Origin of the sequence: Brevundimonas guildfordensis, assembly GCF_014836405.1 — a bacterium.
GTDB lineage: Bacteria > Pseudomonadota > Alphaproteobacteria > Caulobacterales > Caulobacteraceae > Brevundimonas > Brevundimonas guildfordensis.
Genome location: NZ_JACSQU010000002.1, coordinates 240403 through 262907, shown reverse-complemented (window position 1 = coordinate 262907; position 22505 = coordinate 240403). Strand labels below are relative to the sequence as shown.

The window sequence follows — 22505 nt, the reverse complement described above, 5'->3', positions numbered from 1 at the left end:
CGCCGAGGCGTCACACCTCGGACCAGCGCCGCAACAGGTTGTGATAGACGCCGGTCAGTTCGATTACCGCCGCATCCTTGGGCCCCTTGTCCAGGTTCACGCGCTGGATCGCCACATCGAGGCGGAACAGGCTTTCGCGGTCGGCGTCGTCGCGGATCAGGCTCTGCAGCCACATGAAGCTGGAGACGCGGGCGCCGCGCGTGACGGGCGTCACCCGGTGCAGGCTCTTGGACGGATACAGGACCAGGTCGCCCGCCGGCAGCTTGATCGACTGGGCGCCGTACATCTCCTCGATGATCAGCTCGCCGCCGTCATAGTCCTCGGGCTCGGACAGGAAGAGGGTGGCCGACAGGTCGCTGCGGATGCGGTGGTCGCCGCCCGCTCCTGATCTTTGTCGGATGGCGTTGTCGACGTGCAGACCGAATTCGCCGCCGCCTTCGTATCGGTTGAACAGGGGCGGAAAGATCGTGTGCGGCAGGGCGGCCGAGACGAACATCGGATTGGCGTTCAGCGCCTGAACGACCAGGGCCGAGACCTCGCGCGCCTGTGGGCTGTCTTCAGGCAGCTGAAGGTTCTGCTTGGCGGTCGCCGACTGATGGCCCGAGGTCATGTTGCCGTCGGCCCAGGGACCGGCGTCCAGGGTCTGGCGCAGGGCCTTCACCTCGGCCTTGGTGAAGACGTCGGGGATGTGCAGCAGCATGGCTCTCTCACCGTATGGAACCGCATCGGCCCCGCTGCTGGCGAAAGCGCGGGGCCGACATGATGGCGTGAAACGCGGCCTCTTAGTAGCGGACGTTCAGCGTCAGGATCGCCTGACGCGCCGGGGCGACGTCGGCGTGGTGCACGCCGTTGGTGCGGATGATGTATTCCTCATCCCCGGCGTTCTGGACGTTCAGCTGAAGGGAAGCGCGGTCGCTGATGGCGTAGGAGGCGAACAGGTCGATGCGCGTGTAGTCCGGCGCATAGACGCGGTTGGCCCCGCCGCCGGCCCCGCCCTGGTTGCCGCCCCAGGATTTGGACACGTAGTAGACGCCGCCGCCCAGGCTCAGTTTCGGCAGGACGCGATAGGTGGTGAACAGGCTGGCGCTGTGCTCGGGCGTATTGGCGAGGGGATCGCCGAGGTTGATGCTGTTGTAGGCGCCGCGCACCAACTCGGAGTCCATCCAGGTGTAGCCGCCGAACACCTGCCACCTGTCGGTGACGTTGCCCGACACGCCCAGTTCCAGACCCTGCACCCTGGCCTCGCCCGCCTGCTCATAGCGGTCCGGCGCCACCAGAATGGCGACGTTCTTGCGGGTCAGATGGAACAGGGCGCCGCTGAGCGCCAGGCGGTCGCCGAACAGATTGGCCTTGGCGCCGATCTCGAAGCTCTCGGTTTCCTCAGGGTCGAGAACGGTGGCGACGAAGTTGCCGCTGCCGTTGGTCGCGCCCGTGTTCTGATCCCCGGCCGAGATGGTCGGCGGCGTCGAGGCGGTCGACCAGGAAGCGTACACGCTGCTGTTCGTTGTCGGCTTGTAGACCAGGCCGAGCTGATAGTTGACGAAGTCCCAGTCGCCGCGCGTGGCGGCATAGACCGGCGCCGCCACCGTGCCGGAGGCATTGACGCCATCCACCGAATAGTCGTCCCAGCGCAGACCCAGGTTCAGGATCAGCTTGTCGCTCAGATGTATGGCGTCAAACGCGTACACCCCCACGGAATCGGTGTCGGTCCGGCTGACCAGACCGCGCGTCTTCGTGCCCGTCCACGGATCGTTCGGATTGGGCGCATAGACCTGGGTGCAGTCCAGCCCTGTCAGCGGCGCCGGGCAGGCCGTGCCGGTCAGGGTCGTGACCGTGTAGGAGGCGTTCTGGTTCTTCTCGCGCGACACCTCCACGCCGACGTCGAAATCATGCTTGATCGACCCGGTCAGGAAGGACCCGTGCAGGTCGGTGACGTTGGCCAGGGTCTCGGCCGGATTCCAGCGCGACTTCAGGCCCCGCTTCATCCACCAGACGCCATCGATCAGCTGGGCTGCGCCCCCGTCGCCGGGGTTGGTGACGACGTAATCGTTCAGCGTCTGCGAATAGCGGGTGACGTTGCGCAGGGCCAGGGTGTCGCTGAAGCGGTGCTCGATCTCCAGCGTCAGGCTGTCGACCGTATTGTTCAGATAGTCGCGCGCCTTCAGGCCGTAGAAGCTGTCGTAGGGCACGTCCAGCACGCCCGAGGCGTCCGGGCGCGGCGCAGTCGCCCCGCCCAGCTTGGTGTAGAGCGGGACGCCGTAGTCAGGCAGCTGGTTGCTGTCGAGGTGGTAGTAGCTGGCCGTCAGCGTCGTCGGCGTGCCCAAACCCGCAGCGATAGCGGCGCCGACGCCCCATTTGTCGAAATCGGCGCCGTTGCGGCCCGGCACGTCGCCTTGCGAAGCCATGACGTTCAGGCGCATGGCGGCGGTGGGGCCGACCTGCCAGTTGGCGTCCGCCGTGCCGCGCAGGTAGTCGTCCGTGCCCGCCCCGGCCGAGCCGTGGACGAAGTTGGTCAGGCGCGGCGCCTTGGACGACAGGTTGATGCTGCCGCCGCCCGAGCCCCGGCCCGAGTAGACGGAATCGGCGCCCTTGATGACCTCGACCTGCTCCAGGTTGAAGACCTCGCGCTGCTGGCCGCCGGTGTCGCGGATGCCGTCGACGAAGATGTTGTTGCCCGAGGCCTGGCCCCGGATGAACGGCCGGTCGGCCAGGGGCTGGCCGCCCTCGCCCGCGCCGAAGGTGATGCCCGGCGAGGTGCGCAGAATATCTTGAAGCGAGGTGGCGGCCGTCTGTTCGATGATCTGCTGCGGGATCACCGTCACTGTGCGCGGCGTGTCGACCAGGGGGGCGACGAACTGCGGGTCCTTCGGCTCGCGCTTCACGCGATGGCCGTGCACGTCCACCGTGCCCAGGTTGGTGGCGTCCTGGCTAATCACGCCGTCCGAGGGCGCGGTCTCATCGGCGACTGCGGCCATCGCGGGGGCGGCGCACAGCATGCCGGCGGCGCTGGACGCGAAGAGAAGCGCCTTGAGAGCGGCGGAGCGGGTGTCGGGACGGGCGTCGGACATGGGGGAAGGAACCGATCTATGATTGAGACCGGCTCGCATTAGCACCTTTTCCGGGTGCGACAATCTGACTCTTGCGACTAAATCTCAATCGCGGCGCGAGTGTCACACGCAGGTCACACCTGAGGCTTGACCACCGCCTTGATGGACACCGCCGGGTCGGCCAGCAAGGCGTCGTCGACCGGCGTCGCCTTACCGATCAGCAGCCGTCCGCCCATGAAGTCGGCCGGGGCGTTGACCGCCTCCACCGCCACGATGCGCTCGCCGCTGAGGTGGAAGACCGAGAAGGCGCCGCCGGCCGGATCGCCGCGCACCAGCTGGCGGTCGGCGTCGAAGGGCACGCCGGCGATCTGCAGCTTGACGTCGTACTGGTCGGACCAGAACCAGGGCACTTCCGGCGCCGGGGCCGCGCGGCCGACGATGGCGCTGGCCGCCTGCTTGGCCTGCTCCAGGGCGTTGGGCACGCTCTCCAGCCGATGCATGACGCCGCCGTGGACCGGGATCGGCCGGCGCGTCACATCGCCGATGGCGTAGATGTGCGGATTGCTGGTGCGGGCCGCCGCGTCGACCACCACGCCGTCGCCGCAGACGAGCCCCGCCGTGCGCGCCAGGTCGTCGCAAGCCACGGCGCCGACGCCGACCAGCACCGCGTCCGCCGCGATCAGCGTCCCGTCCGCCAGACGCACGCCCGCCTCCTCGAACCCCGCGACCTCGGCGCCGGTTAGAATCTCGACGCCGTGCTTTTTGTGCAGGTCGGTAAAGAAGGCCGACAAGGGCTGCGACGCCACGCGGGCCAGCACTCGATCCATGCGCTCGATCACCACCGCCTCGGCGCCCAGGGCGCGGGCCGACGCCGCCGCCTCCAGCCCGACATAGCCGCCGCCGACCACCGCCAGCCGCTTGCCGGGAGCCACAACCGCCTTCAGCCGCTCGGCGTCATCGAGGGTGCGCAGCTCCAGCAGGTCCGGCCGGTCGGCGCCGGGGATGGCCAGCTTGCGCGCCGTCGAGCCGGTGGCCAGGATCAGCACGTCGTAAGCCTCGATCGTCCCGTCGGCGAAGGTCACGGTCCGGGCGCCCGCGTCGATGGCGGTCGCCGTGACCCCGGTGCGCAAGGCGATGTCCTGCTCGGCGTAGAAGCTCTCCGGGCGCAGCAGCAGGTCTTCCAAACCCGCCTCGCCTTTCAGCCAGGCTTTCGACAGCGGCGGGCGCTGATAGGGCGGCGCGGTCTCCTGCCCCGCCAGGACGATCTCGCCCTCGAACCCATACTGCCTCAGCAGCGCCGCCGCCGAGCCCCCCGCGTGTCCCGCGCCGATGATCAGAACCTTGGTCATAGGGGACAGATAGAGCGGCGCGCAGCGAGTGGCGAGTGGCGGTCAGGCTTTTCCTCCCCATGAAATGGGGAGGGGGACCACGAAGTGGTGGAGGGGCTCCCTAACGCCCCGTCGCGTGAAGCAGAATCACCGCCAGGACGCCATCAAGATGATCCCGAACATCAGTGGCTCGGACACGCAGCACTTCGGTCCCTTGGAGCTTCAACCATGCGGTTCGTCGCGCGTCGTGAGCAATTTGATCCGGTTCGTCATGTGCGACACCATCAACTTCAACCGCCAAACAGGCCGCATGACAGTAGAAGTCGAGGATGTACGGGCCCACCGGATGTTGGCGGCGAAACTTCAGGCCTTCGAGGCCGCCGCCTTTGAGCTGGGCCCAGAGGCGGGCTTCGGGCGGCGTCAGGGCGCGACGCATTCTGGACGCGCGTCGGTAGGCTTCAACGGTCGGCGGCACGGCCCCTCCACCACTGCGTGGTCCCCCTCCCCACAGGTGGGGAGGAAAAAGTGGTGAAGTCAACTCGGCCCTTGACCGTTCCATTGTTACAGCATAATGGAACGCGCCATGAGCACCGACGCCGCCAAAACCGCCCTGCTGGACGCCCTGCTCTCGCTGAAAACGCGGGAGGAGGCGGACGCCTTTCTGGCCGACCTGTGCACCCCGGCCGAGCTGCGCGCCATGGCCGAGCGGTGGCAGGTGGCGCGGATGCTGGACGTCGGGGACAAGACCTATCGCGAGATCGCCGCCGAGGCGCCGGCCAGCCCGACCACGGTCGTGCGCGTCGCCCGCTCCCTGAAGGACATGCCGCACCAGGGCTATCGGCTGGTGCTGGACAGACTGAAAGCCTGAGTTGACATCATGAGCACGGTTCAGGGGCGGCTTCGCATCGCCGTCCAGAAATCCGGCCGTCTGGCCGAACGCAGCCTCGACCTGGTCCGCGATGCGGGCCTGCGCGTGGTGAAGGGCAACAACGACCTGCTGTATCGGATCGAGAACTATCCGATCGATCTGCTGCGGGTGCGGGACGACGACATTCCGACCTTCGTGGCGGATGGGGTCTGCGATCTGGGCATCGTCGGCGAGAACGTGCTGGAAGAGGTCAGGAACGGCGGGCCGAACGCCGAGGTCGTCATGCCGCTGGGCTTCGGCCGCTGCACGCTGAAGATCGCCACGCCGCCGGGGCTGGACTACGCCGGGCCGTCGTCGTTGCAGGGGCTGAGGATCGCCACCTCCTATCCCAAGATCCTGCGCCGGTTTCTGGACGAGAATGGCGTGACCGCCGACATCGTCACCATGCGCGGGGCGGTCGAGGTGGCCCCGCGTCTGAAGCTGGCCGCCGCCATCTGCGATCTCGTCTCGACCGGGGCGACGCTGGAGGCCAACGGCCTGAGCGCGCGCGACACCGTGCTGGACAGTCAGGCGGTGCTGATCAAGGCGCCGAGCGCGCCGGAGGCGGGGCTTCAGCACCTGCTGGACTCCATCGTCGAGCGGATGGCCGGCGTGGTGTCCTCGCAGGGCGCCAAATACGTGATGCTGAACGCGCCGCGCGCGGCGCTGGACCGGATCACCGCCCTGCTGCCCGGCGCAGGGTCGCCGACGGTCATGCCCCTGTCGGGCCGCGAGGACGCCGTGGCCGTCCACGCCGTCTGTCAGGAGGCGGTCTTCTGGGAGACGCTGGAGAAGCTCAAGGCCGAAGGGGCGTCGGCCATCCTGGTCCTGCCCATCGAGAAGATGATGTGATGAAGCGTATCGACTGGAACCAACTGGACGCCGCCGGGCGCAAGGCCGCCCTGGCCCGCCCGCAGCGCCGCACCGAGAGCTTCGTCTCAAGCGTGGTGCGCGAGATCTTCGACGACGTGCAGGCGCGCGGCGGCGAGGCCGTGAGCGACTGTGCGACCCGTCTGGACGGCGCCCCGCCGCGCCGCATAGAAATCACCGAGGCGGCCGCCGCCACGGCGCGCCGCGACCTGCCGCCCGCCGCCGCCCGCGCGCTCCGTGTCGCCGCCGACAATGTGCGCGTCTTTCATCAGGCGACGAAGCCCGAGGACACGCCCTTCATCGAGACGACGCCCGGCGTGAAGTCCCAGCTGGTCTGGCGGCCCATCGGCTCGGCGGGCCTCTATGTTCCGGGCGGGACGGCGCCGCTGTTCTCGTCGCTGTTGATGCTGGCCATTCCGGCGGGCGTGGCCGGGGTCGGGCGGCGCGTCGCCGTGACGCCGCCGTCGAAGGACGGCTCGGTCCACCCGGCCATGATCGCCGCCGCCGCCGAGGCGGGGCTGGACGAGCTGTGGCTGCTGGGCGGGGCGCAGGCCATCGCCGCCCTGACCTTCGGCGCCGAACTGGAAGACGGCGTGATCGAACCGGTCGACAAGCTGTTCGGTCCCGGCAACGCCTATGTCGCCGAGGCCAAGCGCTACGCCGCGTCCCTGCCCGGCGGCCCGGCGCAGGACCTGCCGGCGGGGCCGTCGGAGCTGCTGGTCATCGCCGACCGCGACGCCGATTTCGAGATCGTCGCGGCCGACCTGCTGAGCCAGGCCGAGCATGACGCGGACGCGCAGGTGATCCTGGTGTCCGACAGCGGCACGGCGCTGAGCGAAATCATCGCCGAGGTGGAGCGCCAGGTCGAAAGCCTGCCCCGCGCCGACATCGCCCGCGCGTCTCTGGCCGAGGCCCGCGCCATCCGCGTGCGCGACAGGGCCGAAGCGTGCGAGGTGGCGAACCTCTACGGTCCCGAGCACCTGTCGATCCAGACGGAAGAAGCCGAGCGCTTGGTCGAGCGGATCAGCGCCGCCGGCGCGGTCTTCGTCGGGCGCTGGGCGGCCGAGACGCTGGGCGACTACGCCGCCGGACCGAGCCATGTCCTGCCGACGGACGGCGCGGCGCGGACGCTGGGCGGGGTCACCACCGCCAGCTTCATGACCACCATGTCGGTGCAGACCGTCAGCGAACAGGGCGCCGCCGCCCTGGCCCCCGTCGCCGCCGCCCTGGCGCGGCTGGAGGGGCTGGAGGCCCACGCGCGCGCCGCCGATCTGAGGAGCGCGGGATGACCCAGAATCTCTTCCTTCTCCCCTTGAGGGAGAAGGTGGGCGCCGGAGGCGCTCGGATGAGGGGTGTGCCGGCTTCGCACTCCTCCTTCTCATGCGCGGACACAGCCCCCTCATCCGTCTCGCTACGCGAGCCACCTTCTCCCCCGCGGGGAGAAGGCTCATGAGCCTGCCCGCCCCCTATTCTCCGCTCGTGCCAGGCGGCGATGGTTTGGAGCGCTATCCGGCCGAGCCTGCCGCGCTGGCGACCCGCATGGCCGTCCTCTACGGCGTCGACGCCGATCAGGTGCTGTCGACGCGCGGGCTGACGCACGGGCTGGAGCTGGTCTGGCGACTGGCCGCGCGCGACGGGCTGAAGGTGCAGGCGCCGGACGCCGAACCCTATCAGCAACTGGCCGCCCTCTACGCCTGCCCGGCCTCAGACGCCGAGACCGCCGCCGTGATCATCCGCGCCCTCGGCTCGCCCGAGGCCGTGGCCGAGATGGCCGAGCGCGTCGCTCCCGCCCTACTGGTCGTCGATGAGGGCATGGCCGAGTTCGCCGAGGCGCCGTCCGCCGCCGCCGTAGTGAAGGACCACGCCAATCTGATCGTCCTGCGCAGCCTGTCGCTGGCCTATGGGCTGGCCGGGGCGCGGGTCGGGGCGGCGCTCGCGCAGGCGCAGACTCTGGCGCGGCTGGCGGCAGTGCTGGAGCCCTACGCCCTGCCCGAGGTCTCGGTGCGGCTGGCGATGCAGGCGCTGGACCCGTCGCGGATGATGGAGACGGCCGAACGCATCAGCGCCGTGCGCCGCGAGCGCGTCCGAGTGACTGACGCCCTGTCGCGGATCATGGCGCTGGAGGCCGGTGCCGGGCCGGTGATCATCGCCAAGCCGTCCGACCCGCCGGGCGCGGCGGAGGCTCTGCGCCGCTATGGATTGAGCGCCGATCTTGCGGGCGAACGAGTGCGCCTGCCCGTGTCGCTGAAGCCCGAGGCCAACGATCGCCTCTTGGCCGCCCTGGGCGCCGCCAGCCCCGGCGCGCGCCGCCATCGCACCGGACAGGCCATCCGCGACACCAGGGAAACGCGCATCGTCTGCGCCGTCGATCTGGACAGCGCCGGGCCGGTGAAGATCGAAACCGGCGTCGGCTTCTTCGACCACATGATCGAACAGGTGGCGGCGCACGGCGGCTTCTCCATCCGTCTGGCGTGCGAGGGCGACCTGCACATCGACCCGCATCACACCATCGAGGACTGCGCCATTGCTCTAGGTCAGGCGCTGAAACAGGCGCTGGGCGAGCGGCGCGGCATCGGCCGCTACGGCTTCGTCCTGCCGATGGACGAGGCGGAGGCGTCCGTCTCCATCGACCTGTCGGGACGGCCCTATCCGGTGTTCGAGGGAACATTCGCGACGCCGATGCTGGGCGATTACCGCACCGATCTGACGGCGCACGTGGTGCGGTCGCTGGCCGAGAATCTGGGCGCGGCGGTGCACGTCCGCGTCATCGGCGACGACGACCACCACAAGACCGAAGCCGTGTTCAAGGCCCTGGGGCGCGCCCTGCGGCAGGCGATCCGGGTCGAGGGCGATGCGGTGCCGAGCACCAAGGGGGTGCTGTGAACGTCACCCTGATCGGCTACGGGGCGGGCAATGTCGCCTCGGTGCGGTTCGCGCTGGAGCGGCTGGGCGCCCGGGTGCGGATCACCGACGACCCGACCGATGTGGCCGAGGCCGAGCGCGTGATCCTGCCGGGCGTCGGCGCGGCGGGCTATGCGATGCAGCGGCTGAAGGCGCTGGGTCTGGTCGAGGCCTTGCGCGCCTTTCCTCGTCCCCTGCTGGGCGTCTGTCTGGGCCAGCAGCTGCTGTTCGAGACCAGTGCGGAAGACGGCGAGACCGAGCTGCTGAACCTGATCCCCGGCCGGGTCGAGGCGATTGAACCGGCGCCGTCGCGCCCCTCGCCGCACATGGGCTGGAGCCGCCTGACGATCCGGCGCGACGACCCGCTGTTGGAGGGCGTGAAAGACGGCGACTGGGCCTATTTCGTCCACGGCTTCGTCTGTCCCGACGGCCCGGCGACGCTGGCGGCCGCCGACTACGGCGTTCCCGTGCCCGCCGTGGTCAACAGCGCCAACCGCTGGGGCTGCCAGTTCCACCCGGAACGTTCGGCTGCCGCCGGCGCGCGTATTCTGAAGAACTTCCTGGAGCTTCCCGCGTGATCGTCTATCCCGCCATCGACCTGAAGGACGGCGTCTGCGTGCGGCTGATGCACGGGCGGTTCGATCAGGTGACCCGCTATGACGACGCGCCGCCCGCGCGGCTGGCCGCCTTCGCCGCCGAAGGGGCGCAGTGGGTCCATGTCGTCGATCTGGACGGCGCCGAGGCCGGGCGCGCCATGCAGCACGGCTTGATCGGGGAGATGGCGGCCTCGGTCGCCGTAAACATCCAGTCGGGCGGCGGGGTGCGGTCTGAAGGTGATGTCGAACGCCTGCTGGAGGCGGGCGTCAGCCGCGTCGTGGTCGGCTCCCTGGCCGTGACGAAGTCGGACGAGGTGCTGGCCTGGCTGGATCGTTTCGGGTCCGAGCGCATCACCCTGGCGCTGGACGTGAAATATGAGGATGGGGTTCCGGTCCCGGCGCTGAAGGGCTGGACCCAGTCGGCCGGGGTCGATCTGTGGAGCGTGCTGGACCGCTATCCGTCCGACCTGCTGACCCATGTGCTGATGACCGATGTGGGCCGCGACGGCGCCCTGACCGGGCCGAACCTCGAACTGCTGGGCGAAGCGCGGGCGCGGCGGCCCGAGCTGAAGATCCAGGCCTCGGGCGGGGTGGCGACGCTGGACGACCTGACCGCCGCGCGGGCCATTGGCTGCGACGGCGCCATTGTCGGGCGGGCCATCTATGAAGGCCGCTTCACCGTGGCCGAAGCCTTGAAGGCGGTCGCCGCATGACCGCCCATTCCCGCATAGGGGCGGTCCGATGACCGCCCGGCGCATCATCCCCTGCCTCGACGTCAAGGACGGCCGCGTGGTCAAGGGCGTGCGGTTCGAGGGCCACGTCGACATGGGCGACGCCGCCGAACTGGCCGCGCGCTATCGCGATCAAGGCGCCGACGAATTGGTCTTCTACGACATCACCGCCAGCCCCGAGGGGCGGACGCTGGATTACGGCTGGGTGCAGGCCATCGCCCGGCTGCTGGACATTCCCTTCTGCGTGGCGGGCGGCATCCGCACCGTCGAGCAGGCGGCGCGCTGCCTCGACCACGGGGCGGACAAGGTGTCGATCAACTCCCCTGCGCTGGAGCGGCCCGAACTGATCGGCGAGATGGCTGCGCGGCTGGGGCGCCAGTGCGTCGTCGTCGGCGTCGACAGCGCCTTTCAGGACGGCGAATGGCGGGTGCATCAATACACCGGCGACCCGAATGCGCGGCGCGGCGCCGGGCGGCTGACGATGGACTGGATCGTCGAGGCGCAAGGGCTGGGCGCGGGCGAGATCGTGCTGAACTGCATCGATCAGGACGGGGTGCGCAAAGGGTATGACGTAGCTCAACTGGCCGAGGCCAGGCGGCGATTGACCATCCCGCTGGTGGCGTCCGGCGGGGCGGGCGCGGTGGAGCATTTCAGGGACGTGTTCGTGGAGGCGGATGTTTCGGGCGCGCTGGCGGCCAGCGTGTTTCACTCGGGCGCGATCGCGATTCCCGATCTCAAGCGTTACCTCGATCAGGCCGGGGTGGAGGTAAGGATATGACCCTCGACATCACCCAGATCGACTTCGCCAAAGGAAATGGTCTGATCCCGGCCGTGGTGCAGGACGCCGACACGCTTCAGGTGCTGACGCTGGCCTATATGGACGAGGCGGCGCTACGCGAGACGCTGGACAGCGGCCAGGCGACCTTCTTCTCGCGCTCGCGCGGCGGGCGGTGGAGGAAGGGCGAGACGTCGGGCGATTTCCTCAACGTCGTCTCGGTGACGCCCGACTGCGACGGCGACGCCGTGGTGGTGAAGGTGCGCCCGGTCGGCAACGCCTGCCACCTGAACCGCATCAGCTGCTTCGGCGAGGACGATGCGCCGGGGCTGGGCCGCATCGGACGGCTGGAGCGCACCATCCATGTCCGCGCCCAGGCCGATCCCAACGACAGCTGGACGGCGCGGCTGATCGCACAAGGTCCCAAACGGGCTGCCCAGAAGGTCGGCGAAGAGGGCGTCGAGACGGCTCTGGCCGGCGCGGCGGGAGATAATGCGGAACTCGCCAGCGAGGCGGCGGATTTGATCTATCACCTGCTGGTGCTTCTGCACGCGCGTGACATGGTGTTCCAGGACGTGCTGGACGTTCTGGCCCGGCGGGCGGAACCGGCTGAAGATCAAGGCTGACGCCCCGCTGTGCGGGTCGGCCTCGACGAAGGAGACCTGAATGGCGACGCTGATACTGTTCGGAGGCGGGGGCGACCTCGCCAAGCGGATGCTGCTGCCGTCGCTGTATTTCCTCGATCACGACGGCCTGCTGCCGGACGGGCTGAAGATCATCGCCGCCGCCCGCAGCGAAGAGACGACCGAGGCCTATCTGGAGAAGGTGCGCGAGTCGGTGCAGCCCCGCGCCGAGGCCGACAACGCCTGGGGCGAAGACAGCTGGCGGCGATTGACTGAGCGGCTGGAATACATGGCGGTAGACGCTACCGACGCCGACAGCCTGAAGCCGCTGAAGGCGCGCGCTGGCGAGGGCGCGGTCACGGCCTTTCTGGCGGTGTCGCCGTCGCTGTACGGCCGCATCGTTACGGCGATGAAAACGGCCGGTCTGGCCGGGCCCGACGACCGCATCGTGCTGGAAAAGCCGGTCGGGCGCGATCTGGAGAGCTTCCGCGAAATCGACGACGCCGTGGCCCACGCCTTTGACGAGCGGCAGGTGTTCCGCATCGACCACTACCTGGGCAAGGAGACGGTGCAGAACCTGATCGCCCTGCGCTTCGGCAACGCCATCTTCGAGCCGCTGTGGAACAATCTGACCATCGACCACGTGCAGATCACAGTCGGAGAGACGGTCGGCGTCGGCGACCGCTGGCCCTATTACGACGAATACGGCGCCCTGCGCGACATGGTGCAGAACCATATGCTGCAGCTTTTGTGTCTGGTGGCGATGGAGCCGCCCAGCGACCTGGACCCCGACTCGGTGCGCAATGAGAAGGTGAAGGTGCTGCGCTCGCTACGCCCCATCATGGCCGAGGACGCCGAGCGCGTGACCGTGCGCGGCCAGTATTCGAGCGGAGAAGTCGAGAGCAGAGCGGTCGAAAGCTATGAAGCCGAGCGCGGCCAGCCGTCGGATACCGAGACCTTCGTCGCCTTGCGCGCCGATATCGACAACTGGCGCTGGGCGGGCGTGCCCTTCTTCATGCGGACCGGCAAGCGGCTGGCCGAAAAGCGCACCGAGATCGTCATCCAGTTCAAGCCGGTGCCCCACTCCATCTTCGGCCATGGCGAGCGGGGCGACATCTATGACAACCGGCTGGTGATCGAGCTTCAGCCGGACGAGGACATCTCCCTGTCGGTGATGAACAAGAAGCCGGGGCTGGAGCAGCGGATGCAGCTTCAGCCGATCCAGATGAGCCTGTCGTGGGGGCAAGACGGGAAGGACGGCGCGGCTCCGCGCCGACGCATCGCCTATGAGCGGCTGCTGCTGGACGCCCTGCATGGCGACTCCACCCTGTTCGTGCGGCGCGACGAGGCCGAGCAGGCGTGGAAATGGGTGGATGAGGTGGCGGACGCCTGGTCGTGCCGCGAGTGTCGGCCGCTGGAGTATGCGGCGGGGAGCTGGGGGCCGGAGGCGGCGGACCTGCTGCTGTCGCGCACGGGCAGGAAGTGGAACGCGAGATGAGAAACGCCAACGCTCTTCCTTCTCCCCTCGAGGGAGAAGGTGGCCTGCGAAGCAGGACGGATGAGGGGGCGGTGTCATCACGCAAGACGGCGGAGGGTGGGGTTAACCTCCCCCTCATCCGAGCCGCGCTGCGGCCCACCTTCTCCCCCGAGGGGAGAAGGAGCGTGTCGACATGATCGAGAACTTTCCCACCCGCGAGGCATGGGCCGAGGCCGCCGCGGATCGGCTGGCCGCGGCGCTGGCGGAGGCGCTGGCCGCCGACGGGCGCGCCCTGTTCGCCGGATCGGGCGGATCGACGCCCTCGCCCATCTATGCCCGGTTGGCGCAGGCTGATCTCGACTGGGCCAGCGTCACGGCGACGCTGGTGGACGAGCGATACGTGCCGGAGACGTCGCCGGAGTCGAACGCAGCCCTGCTGAAGCGCGCCCTGCTGACCGGCCCGGCCGCGGGCACCCGGTTCGTCCCGCTCTATAGCCCCGCCGTGACGGTGGATCGGGCGGCCGCCCTCGCCTCTCAGGCTCTGGCCGCCGAGGGTAGAGCCCTGGACGCCGTCCTGCTGGGCATGGGCGACGACGGGCATATCTGTTCGATGTTCCCCGGCAGTCCGACGCTGACCACCCTGCTGACGCCGGGACTGAAGCCGGCCGTCTATGGCGTGCCGGCCGGGCGCGATGGCGCGGCGCCGCCGCAGGAGCGGCTGACGCTCAACCTGCCCTGGCTGGCCAGGGCTCGATGCGTGGTGCTGGCCCTGACCGGGGCCAAGAAGCGCGCCGTGTTCGAGCGCGAGGCGGCGGGCGATCCGGCCGTCACCCCCATCGCCGCCCTGATCGCGGCGAACGCTCCCCTTGAAGTGCTCTGGACGGAGGCCGAGTGATGGCGCTCAATCCTGTGGTGGCCGAGGTCACCGCCCGCATCGTCGCACGCAGCCGACAGACCCGCGCCGACTATCTGCGCCGCATGGACGCGGCCTCCACCTCAGGGCCGGGACGGGCCAAGCTGTCCTGCGCCAACTGGGCGCACGCCTTCGCTGGGCAGACCGTGGCCGACAAGCTGACGGCCATGACCGGCGCCCAGCCGAACCTCGGCGTCGTCACCGCCTATAATGACATGCTGTCGGCGCATCATCCGTTCGAGCGCTTCCCCGAGATCATCCGACAGGCCGCGCGCGAGGCGGGCGCCACGGCCCAGGTGGCGGGCGGCACCCCGGCCATGTGCGACGGCGTCACCCAGGGGCGCCCCGGCATGGAGCTGAGCCTGTTCAGTCGCGACGTCATCGCCATGTCGACGGGGGTGGCGCTGACCCACGACGCCTTCGACGCCGCCCTGATGCTGGGGGTGTGCGACAAGATCGTGCCGGGGCTGTTCATGGGGGCGCTGGCGTTCGGCCATCTGCCCGTCGTCTTCGCCCCGGCCGGGCCGATGCCCAGCGGCATCCCCAACGCCGAAAAGGCCCGCGTCCGGGCGGAATACGCCCAAGGGCTGATCGACCGCGCTGAACTGCTGAAGAGCGAGATCGCCTCTTATCATTCACCCGGCACCTGCACCTTCTACGGCACGGCCAACTCCAATCAGATGATGATGGAGATCGCAGGGCTGCATATGCCCTCGACGGCCTTCGTTCACCCGGACACCGGCCTGCGCGACGCCCTGACGGCGGCGGCGGCCCAGCGGGCGATCGAACTGGCGCGCGAAGGCAAAGGTCGCATGGCCGACGTGGTGTCGGAAAAGACCATCGTCAACATGATTGTCGCCCTGCTGGCCACCGGCGGATCGACCAATCACGCCATCCATCTGGTGGCTATGGCGCGGGCGGCGGGGGTGCTGATCGACTGGACCGACATGGATCAACTGTCCTCGGTCACGCCTCTGCTGGCGCGGGTCTATCCGAACGGGTCGGCCGATGTGAACGCCTTTCAGGCAGCGGGGGGGGTCGCCTTCGTCACCCGCGAACTGGTCGAGGCGGGAAACCTGCATCCCGATGTGACGACCATCATGGGCCAGGGGCTGGAGGCCTATTTCAAGGAGCCCCGGCTGGAGGACGGCGAACTGGTCTGGCGTGACACGGTGAAGGAAAGTCTGGACCTGACCATCCTGCGCCCCGCTTCAGACCCGTTCGACCGCGAGGGGGGGCTGCGGCTGGTGCAGGGCGACCTCGGCCGGGCGGTGATCAAGATCTCGGCGGTCAAGCCTGAGAACCGCATCGTCGAGGCCCCCGCCGCCGTGTTCGAGACGCAGGAGGACGCGCTGCAGGCGTTCAAGGATGGCAAGCTGGACCGCGACGTGGTGGTGGTGCTGCGCTTTCAGGGGCCGCGCGCCAATGGGATGCCGGAACTGCACAGCCTGTCTCCGGCGCTGGGCGTGCTGCAGGACAAGGGCTTCAAGGTCGCCTTCGTCACCGACGGCCGCATGTCGGGCGCCAGCGGCAAGACGCCCGCCGCCATCCACGTCAGCCCCGAGGCGCTGGCGGGCGGGCCGCTGGCCCATGTGCGCGACGGCGACCTGATCCGGCTGGACCCCGAGGCGGGGGTGCTGACTACGGTCGGCGTCGGAGACCTGGCGGTGCGTCCGGCGGCGACGCGCTCACGCGCTCACGCCGAGGGTTCGTCCTGGGGTTATGGACGCGAGCTGTTCGGCGCCTTCCGCCAGGCGGTGTCGACGGCCGAGGAAGGCGCCAGCGTCTGTTTCACCGCCCCCATCGGCGCCGACGGCCACGACGACGGCCCGCCCGATCCGAACCTGGTCGATCGCGCGGTCGACGCATGACGCAGGAAAACATGACTTCGGCCCCGCTTCTGGTCGGCGACGTCGGCGGCACTAACGCCCGCTTCGCCCTGGCCCGCACCGTCGAAGGCCGCACGCTGCTGGAGCATTTCGACAGCTTTCCCGCCCGGACCTATCCGACCTTTCTGGAGGGGGTGGCCGCCTATCTGGACGGGTGCGCGGTTCGGCCCAGCGGCGGGGTGATCGCCGTGGCGGGGCCGGTCACGCACGGCGCCATCGACATGACCAACTCGCCCTGGCGGGTGTCGGAGCAGGAGCTGCGGACGCTGGGCCTCGATCCGGTGCGGCTGATCAACGATTTCGAGGCCCAGGCCTGGGGCGCGCCGGTCGTGCCGCCGGATCAGCTGGCGCCCCTGGGCGGGCCGGACGAAGGCGATCCGCACGCGACCCTCGCCGTGGTTGGGCCCGGGACGGGCTTTGGCGTATCGGCCCTGGCGCGCGACGCACAGGGGCGCGAGACCGCCCTGGCCAGTGAAGGCGGGCACGCCTGTTTCGCCCCCGGCGACGAGGTCGAGGACGAGGTGCTGCGCATCCTGCGTCGCCGCTATGAACGGGTGTCGATCGAGCGGCTGATCTGCGGGCCCGGTCTGCTGAACCTGCATCGCGCCCTGGCCGAGATCGACGGCCGCGAGACCCATATCGACGACCCCGCCCAGATCACGGCCGAGGCGCTGGACGATCCGAACAGCCCATGCGGCGCCACCCTGGCCCGCTTCTGCGCCATGCTGGGCGCCGTGGCGGGGGACATCGCCCTGACCACTGGGGCGCGCGGCGGGGTCTATATCGCCGGGGGCATTGTCCCGCGCATCCTGCCCTTCATTCAGGCCAGCCCGTTCCGTCGCCGGTTCGAGCGCAAGGGGCGGTTCCAGGACTATATGGCCGCCATCCCAACGAAGGTGATCCTGCACGAACACGCCGCCTTGCTAGGGGCCGCGCGCGTGGCCCTGTCTCCGGCCCGATGAAAAACATCACAGGAGCGTGAACCGAATGTGAGGACGAGGCGTTACTCCGGCCTCAACCTTTGGAGGAACACCATGCGTAAACTCGTTCTGACCGCCGTCTCCATCGCCGCCTTCGCCGGCCTGGCCGCCTGTGGCGAAAGCGCCGCCGACCGGGCTGCGGAACAGAAGGCCGACGCCCTGGAAGCTCAGGCCGCCGCCACGCCGAATGAAGCCGAAGAGCGCGCCCTGAACGCCGAGGCCGACCGCATCGAGCAACAAGCGGGCAACGCCGACGGCGGCATGACCACCGAGAATACGCCGAACACCTCGCCGAGCACCAATCCGCCGGCCCCGTCGCACTAAAAGACGGTCCAGAATGATCAAGCCCCCACCGCGCTGGCGATGGGGGCTTTTTCGCGCCTAAAGTTCAGGCAGGACCGCCAGGCCTCAACCGGCCGCGCCTTTCTGAAACCCGGTCCAGCAGTCGTCGTAATCGAGCTGCATCAGCGGAGTCTGTTCAGCCCACTGGGTGGTGCGGATCGGCATCCGGGTCTCGAACATGAAGGCCAGTGTGTTCTCGATCTTGTGCGGCTTCAGCTCAGCCTTGGTCGCCCCGTCCCAACTGGCCTGATCGGGACCGTGGCCGCTCATGCGATTGTGCAGGCTGGCGCCGCCGGGCGCGAAGCCGCCGGCCTTGGCGTCGTATTCGCCGAAGATCAGCCCCATGAACTCGCTCATGACGTTGCGGTGGAACCACGGCGGACGGAAGGTGTCCTCGGCCACCATCCAGCGCGGCGGGAAGATGACGAAGTCGCAGTTGGCCGTGCCGGGCGTGTCGCTGGGCGAGGTCAGGACGGTGAAGATCGACGGATCCGGATGGTCAAAGCTGACCGTGCCGATGGTGTTGAACCGCGCCGTGTCATAGCGGCAGGGGGCGTAATTGCCGTGCCAGGCGACCACGTCCAGCGGGCTGTGGTCGAACGTCGTGGCCCACAGCTGGCCGCCGTATTTCTGCACGCACTCAGTCGGACGATCCACGTCCTCGAACCAGGCGACGGGCGTCTCGAAATCGCGCGGATTGGCCAGGCCGTTGGAGCCGATGGGGCCGAGGTCCGGCAGGCGGAAGGGCGAGCCGTAGTTTTCGCAGACATAGCCCCGCGCCTCACCGTCCACCTCGACGCGGAAGCGGACGCCGCGCGGGATGACGACGATGTGGCCCGGCGCCGCCTCGATCACGCCCATCTCGGTGACGAAACGCTGCGTCCCCTGCTGCGGCACGATCAGCAACTCGCCGTCGGCCGAATAGAAGACGCGGTCGACCATCGAGCGGTTGGCGACATAGAGGTGAATTCCAACCCCCGTCCCGGAATCGGCGTCGCCGTTGCCGCCGTAGGTGGTCAGCCCCTCGACCCAGTCGGTCGGCTGGTCCGGCATGGGCAGCGGGTCCCAGCGCATCCGGTTGGGATTGGGCGGCGTCTCGGTGAAGGGGCCGGACCGCACCCGGCCCTGCGCGAACGGCTGATACGGCCCGTGCTGGGCCGAGGGCCGCAGGCGATACAGCCAGCTGCGCAGATTGTGGTCGCGCGGGGCGGTGAAGGCGGTGCCCGACAGCTGTTCGGCATAGAGGCCCAGCGCCGGGCGCTGCGGCGAGTTGCGGCCGACCGGCAGGGCGCCGTCCACCGCCTCGGTGGCGAAGTGGTTGGCGAAGCCGCTCTGATAGGCGGGCGCGTTGGATCGCGTCATATCGTTTCTCCCTTGGCGAGAGATGTAAGCGATCCGCATCGCAGCGTCACCCCGAGGGGGATGACTTTGCCTTGGATCAAACCCGGCCCGGCATCATCCGTGTGCGAACAGGGATGAAGACGGGCGGGCTCGGCCGTCAGTCCTCGTCCATCTTGAGCGCGGCGATGAAGGCTTCCTGCGGGATCTCGACCTTGCCGAACTGGCGCATGCGCTTCTTGCCCGCCTTCTGCTTCTCCAGCAGCTTCTTCTTACGGGTGGCGTCGCCGCCGTAGCACTTGCTCGTCACGTCCTTGCGCAGGGCGCGCACCGTCTCGCGGGCGATGATCTTGCCGCCGATGGCCGCCTGGATCGGGATGGTGAACATGTGCGGAGGGATCAGCTCCTTCATCTTCTCGACCATGCCGCGGCCGCGCGTCTCGGCGCGGGCGCGGTGGACCAGCATCGACAGGGCGTCCACCGGCTCGGCGTTGACCAGGATCGACATCTTCACCAGGTCGCCGACCTTGTAGTCGGTGATCTCATAGTCGAACGAGGCGTAGCCCTTCGAGATCGACTTCAGCCGGTCGTAGAAGTCGAACACCACCTCGTTCAGCGGCAACTCATAGACCACCAGGGCGCGGGACCCGACGTAGGACAGTTCGATCTGGCTGCCGCGCCGATCCTGGCACAGCTTGATCACCCCGCCGAGGTATTCGTCGGGGGTCAGGATGGTGGCCTTGATCCACGGCTCGCTGATCGTCTCGATCTGCATGACGTCCGGCAGGTCGGCCGGGTTGTGCAGGTCGATCTCGGTCCCGTCGCGCAGGCCGATCTTGTAGACGACCGAAGGCGCCGTCGCGATCAGATCCAGGTTGAACTCGCGACTCAGGCGCTCCTGGATGATCTCCAGGTGCAGCAGGCCCAGGAAGCCGCAGCGGAAGCCGAAGCCCAGGGCGGCCGAGCTCTCCATCTCATAGGTGAAGCTGGCGTCGTTCAGGCGCAGCTTGCCGATGGCGGCGCGCAGGTCCTCGAAGTCGGCGGCGTCGACCGGGAACAGGCCGCAGAAGACCACCGACTGGACTTCCTTAAAGCCCTTCAGCGGTTCGGCCGTGGGCTTCTTCTCGTCGGTGATGGTGTCGCCGACGGCGGCGTGGGCGACTTCCTTGATCTGGGCGGTGATGAAGCCGACCTCGCCGGGGCCAAGCTGCTCGACCGGGGTGTTCTTGGGCAGGAAGACGCCGACGCGGTCGACCAGATGGGTCGAGCCGGTCTGCATCATCTTGACGCGCATCCCGGCCTTCAGCACGCCGTCGAACACCCGCACCAGCAGCACCACGCCCAGGTAGGGGTCGTACCAGGCGTCGACCAGCATGGCCTTCAGCGGGGCGTTGATGTCGCCCTTGGGCGCCGGCAGGCGCGCGACGATGCCTTCCAGCACGTCCTCGATGCCCAGACCCGACTTGGCCGAGCATTCGATGGCGTCCGAGGCGTCCAGACCGATGACGTCCTCGATCTGGGCCTTGACCCGCTCCGGCTCGGCGGCGGGGAGGTCGATCTTGTTCAGGACCGGGACGATCTCATGATTGTTGTCGATGGCCTGATAGACGTTGGCCAGGGTCTGGGCCTCGACCCCTTGAGAGGCGTCCACCACCAGGATCGAGCCTTCACAGGCGGCCAGCGAACGCGACACCTCATAGGCGAAGTCGACGTGCCCTGGCGTGTCCATCAGGTTCAGGACGTAGTCTAGCCCGTCCTTGGCCTTGTAGTTCAGGCGCACGGTCTGCGCCTTGATGGTGATGCCGCGCTCCTTCTCGATGTCCATGTTATCGAGAACCTGCTCGGACATTTCGCGCGCGGTCAGGCCGCCCGTGAACTGAATCAGACGGTCGGACAGGGTCGACTTGCCGTGGTCGATGTGGGCGACCACCGAGAAGTTGCGGATGCGTTCGATAGGGGGCGTCGTCATGGTCCGGCGCGCGTAGCACGGCGCGCGGCTTTGCGCCACGACGCTGAAGCGCACGGGCGCGAAGATCAGGCTTTCGGGGCGGCCACGAAAAACACGCCGCCCGCCCCTGCGTCAGGAGCGGGCGGCGTCTGCAGCCTTGGCCAGCGCGAATTTACCGCGCGCGGATGAAGCCGCGGATGTCGCCGGACAGCTTCTTCAGGTCGTCCTCGCGCACGTACATCATGTGACCCGAGTGGTAGTAGTGCCACTCGATACGGCCGTCGGTCGGGAAGCCCGGACGGTTCAGCGAGTATTCGGCGCCGAAGAAGGGCGTGGCGAAGTCGTAGTAGCCCTGCCCCACCCAGACGCGCAGGCCGCTGTTCTCGCGCAGGGCGCGGCCGATGTAGGGCGCCACGTTCAGATACTCGGCGCCGCCGCGCCCGGCGGTCGGCAGATTCCAGTCCCAGTTGCGGGTGCCGCCGATCGAGGAATAGACCACGTCCGGCGAATATTTCAGACCCTCGCGCGACCAGGCGTTCATGGCGGCGGTATAGGCGCCGTCGATGCCGTAGAAGCTGGGGTCGTTGTCCGGACGATCGCCGGCGTTATCGTAGTCGACGCCGGTGTAGCGGGTGTCCAGGCGGCCGATGGTCAGGCCCCGATCCCGCAGCAGCTCCTTGTAGAAGCGGCTGGGCGACAGGCGCAGGTTGGCGTTGCTCAGATAGGTCTGCGACACGCCGGTGAAGCGCGACAGTTGCGGCAGGATGGCCGCCCGCTCCTGCGCCGTCAGATCGTTGCCCTTCAGCAGGGCCGAGGCGTAGGGGCCGATGGCGAAGGCGCGGGCCTCGGCGACGAACTCCTCCACCGTGGCGGGCTTGTTCGCGACCTTGTCATGATACCAGGCGGTGGCGGCCATCGACGGCAGGTTGGTGACGAAACCCAGTTCATTGCCTTGCGCATCGGCGGCCAGGCTGAAGTCCAGGATCGAGGAGATCAGCAGGATGCCGTTGATCGACACGTCGGTGTAGCTGCCCTCCAGTTCATGGATCACCGCCGCCGAGCGGGTCGTCCCGTAGCTTTCGCCGCCGATGAATTTCGGCGCGTTCCAGCGGCCATGCTGGTTCAGCCACAGACGGATGAACTCGGCGATCGACTTGGCGTCCTTGGTCACGCCCCAGTAGTCGGCCGGATCGGTCTTGCCGAGGGCGCGGCTGAAGCCGGTGCCGATCGGGTCAATGAAGACGATATCGGTGACGTCCAGCAGGGAATCGACGTTGTCGATGATCGGGAACGGCGCGGCGCCGTCATCCTTGGCGTCCGACGGCACGACCACGCGCTTGGGCCCGAAGGCGCCCATGTGCAGCCACAGCGAGCCCGAGCCAGGACCGCCGTTCCACAGGAAGGTGACGGGACGGTTCGGGTCCGTCGGACCTTCCTTGATGTAGCTGTAGGAGACCATGGCCGCTAGCGGCTTGCCGTCCTTGTCCTTCAGATAGGTCTCGCCGGCGAGGGCGCGGTAGGCGATGCGCTGACCGCCGAAGACGCCGGTGTGACGGGTCTCGGACATGACCGGCGGCGGAATGGCCGCCTCGCCGCGCTCACGCGCCGCATCCGAACGCGCCCCGGCGGACGCCCCGTCCTGAGCCATGACCGGCCCGGCCAGAGCCAGCGCCGACACTGCGGCGACAAGCAGTTTCTTCATCATAAGTCCCCCAATAAGCTCCACGGCTCCCCTTGAGAGCCAGGCGCGCCGTAGCGTCGCCCAAGCCTGGATTGGGTGGCAAACTGCGCCGAATGTAAACCAAGGGACAACGCGTCGATCCCGGACAGATCGACAGAA

At 68.6% G+C, this 22505-nt stretch carries 20 protein-coding genes; 13 read left to right on the top strand and 7 right to left on the bottom strand.

Features of this window, described 5'->3' with window-relative positions:
* Nucleotides 1-10: 10 nt before the first annotated feature.
* The 4 genes from H9656_RS09765 to H9656_RS09750 all read right to left on the bottom strand — a co-directional run bounded on the left by H9656_RS09765 (nucleotide 11) and on the right by H9656_RS09750 (nucleotide 4850).
* Nucleotides 11-700 (bottom strand): Fe2+-dependent dioxygenase, encoded by a 690-nt coding sequence (locus H9656_RS09765; RefSeq protein ID WP_191744070.1) that lies wholly within the window; start codon nucleotides 698-700, stop codon nucleotides 11-13.
* An 82-nt stretch (nucleotides 701-782) separates the two neighbouring features.
* Nucleotides 783-3068 (bottom strand): TonB-dependent receptor, encoded by a 2286-nt coding sequence (locus tag H9656_RS09760; RefSeq protein WP_191744069.1) that lies wholly within the window; start codon nucleotides 3066-3068, stop codon nucleotides 783-785.
* 113 nt (nucleotides 3069-3181) lie between these two features.
* On the bottom strand, nucleotides 3182-4396 hold the full coding sequence (locus H9656_RS09755; protein WP_191744068.1) for an NAD(P)/FAD-dependent oxidoreductase: 1215 nt from the start codon (nucleotides 4394-4396) through the stop codon (nucleotides 3182-3184).
* Nucleotides 4397-4496: 100 nt separating this feature from the next.
* Nucleotides 4497-4850, bottom strand: coding sequence for an endonuclease domain-containing protein (locus H9656_RS09750; protein ID WP_318240627.1), 354 nt, complete (start codon nucleotides 4848-4850; stop codon nucleotides 4497-4499).
* A 96-nt stretch (nucleotides 4851-4946) separates the two neighbouring features.
* Between H9656_RS09750 and H9656_RS09745 the strand changes: the two genes are divergently transcribed.
* The 13 genes from H9656_RS09745 to H9656_RS09685 all read left to right on the top strand — a co-directional run bounded on the left by H9656_RS09745 (nucleotide 4947) and on the right by H9656_RS09685 (nucleotide 17361).
* On the top strand, nucleotides 4947-5243 hold the full coding sequence (locus H9656_RS09745) for a YerC/YecD family TrpR-related protein (protein ID WP_191744066.1): 297 nt from the start codon (nucleotides 4947-4949) through the stop codon (nucleotides 5241-5243).
* Between the two features lie 9 nt (nucleotides 5244-5252).
* On the top strand, nucleotides 5253-6134 hold the full coding sequence (gene hisG, locus H9656_RS09740; RefSeq protein ID WP_191744065.1) for an ATP phosphoribosyltransferase: 882 nt from the start codon (nucleotides 5253-5255) through the stop codon (nucleotides 6132-6134).
* On the top strand, nucleotides 6134-7441 hold the full coding sequence (hisD, locus tag H9656_RS09735) for a histidinol dehydrogenase (RefSeq protein WP_191744064.1): 1308 nt from the start codon (nucleotides 6134-6136) through the stop codon (nucleotides 7439-7441). Before hisG ends, hisD begins: the two co-directional genes overlap by 1 nt.
* A 160-nt stretch (nucleotides 7442-7601) precedes the next feature.
* Complete coding sequence (gene hisB, locus H9656_RS09730) at nucleotides 7602-9035, top strand: imidazoleglycerol-phosphate dehydratase HisB (RefSeq protein WP_191744063.1); 1434 nt, start codon at nucleotides 7602-7604, stop codon at nucleotides 9033-9035.
* Nucleotides 9032-9631 (top strand): imidazole glycerol phosphate synthase subunit HisH, encoded by a 600-nt coding sequence (gene hisH / locus H9656_RS09725; protein ID WP_191744062.1) that lies wholly within the window; start codon nucleotides 9032-9034, stop codon nucleotides 9629-9631. The genes hisB and hisH overlap by 4 nt, the downstream gene beginning before the upstream one ends.
* On the top strand, nucleotides 9628-10362 hold the full coding sequence (gene hisA, locus H9656_RS09720; RefSeq protein WP_191744061.1) for a 1-(5-phosphoribosyl)-5-[(5-phosphoribosylamino)methylideneamino]imidazole-4-carboxamide isomerase: 735 nt from the start codon (nucleotides 9628-9630) through the stop codon (nucleotides 10360-10362). Before hisH ends, hisA begins: the two co-directional genes overlap by 4 nt.
* 28 nt (nucleotides 10363-10390) lie before the next feature.
* Nucleotides 10391-11158 carry an imidazole glycerol phosphate synthase subunit HisF gene (gene hisF, locus H9656_RS09715; RefSeq protein ID WP_191744060.1) on the top strand — a complete coding sequence of 256 codons (768 nt, stop codon included), beginning with the start codon at nucleotides 10391-10393 and terminating at the stop codon, nucleotides 11156-11158.
* Nucleotides 11155-11781: a bifunctional phosphoribosyl-AMP cyclohydrolase/phosphoribosyl-ATP diphosphatase HisIE gene (gene hisIE, locus H9656_RS09710; protein ID WP_191744059.1), complete on the top strand. Its 627-nt coding sequence runs from the start codon at nucleotides 11155-11157 to the stop codon at nucleotides 11779-11781. Before hisF ends, hisIE begins: the two co-directional genes overlap by 4 nt.
* 40 nt (nucleotides 11782-11821) lie before the next feature.
* On the top strand, nucleotides 11822-13276 hold the full coding sequence (zwf, locus tag H9656_RS09705; RefSeq protein WP_191744058.1) for a glucose-6-phosphate dehydrogenase: 1455 nt from the start codon (nucleotides 11822-11824) through the stop codon (nucleotides 13274-13276).
* Between the two features lie 172 nt (nucleotides 13277-13448).
* On the top strand, nucleotides 13449-14150 hold the full coding sequence (gene pgl / locus H9656_RS09700; RefSeq protein WP_191744057.1) for a 6-phosphogluconolactonase: 702 nt from the start codon (nucleotides 13449-13451) through the stop codon (nucleotides 14148-14150).
* Nucleotides 14150-16039, top strand: coding sequence for a phosphogluconate dehydratase (gene edd, locus H9656_RS09695; protein ID WP_191744056.1), 1890 nt, complete (start codon nucleotides 14150-14152; stop codon nucleotides 16037-16039). Before pgl ends, edd begins: the two co-directional genes overlap by 1 nt.
* An 11-nt stretch (nucleotides 16040-16050) precedes the next feature.
* On the top strand, nucleotides 16051-17019 hold the full coding sequence (gene glk / locus H9656_RS09690; RefSeq protein WP_225212426.1) for a glucokinase: 969 nt from the start codon (nucleotides 16051-16053) through the stop codon (nucleotides 17017-17019).
* Nucleotides 17020-17091: 72 nt separating this feature from the next.
* Complete coding sequence (locus tag H9656_RS09685; RefSeq protein ID WP_191744054.1) at nucleotides 17092-17361, top strand: hypothetical protein; 270 nt, start codon at nucleotides 17092-17094, stop codon at nucleotides 17359-17361.
* 84 nt (nucleotides 17362-17445) lie between these two features.
* On the opposite strand, the gene hmgA is transcribed toward H9656_RS09685, so the two are convergent.
* From hmgA to H9656_RS09670, 3 genes are all read right to left on the bottom strand, one after another.
* The gene (gene hmgA, locus H9656_RS09680; protein WP_191744053.1) at nucleotides 17446-18741 is read right to left on the bottom strand and encodes a homogentisate 1,2-dioxygenase; all 1296 of its coding nucleotides are present in this window, start codon (nucleotides 18739-18741) and stop codon (nucleotides 17446-17448) included.
* A 136-nt stretch (nucleotides 18742-18877) separates the two neighbouring features.
* A complete protein-coding gene (gene lepA, locus H9656_RS09675) occupies nucleotides 18878-20686 on the bottom strand; it encodes a translation elongation factor 4 (protein WP_191744052.1) in 1809 nt (602 codons plus the stop codon).
* Between the two features lie 151 nt (nucleotides 20687-20837).
* Entirely contained in the window at nucleotides 20838-22367 is a 1530-nt protein-coding gene (locus tag H9656_RS09670; RefSeq protein WP_191744051.1) for a S10 family peptidase, read from the bottom strand.
* Between the last annotated feature and the right edge of the window lie 138 nt (nucleotides 22368-22505).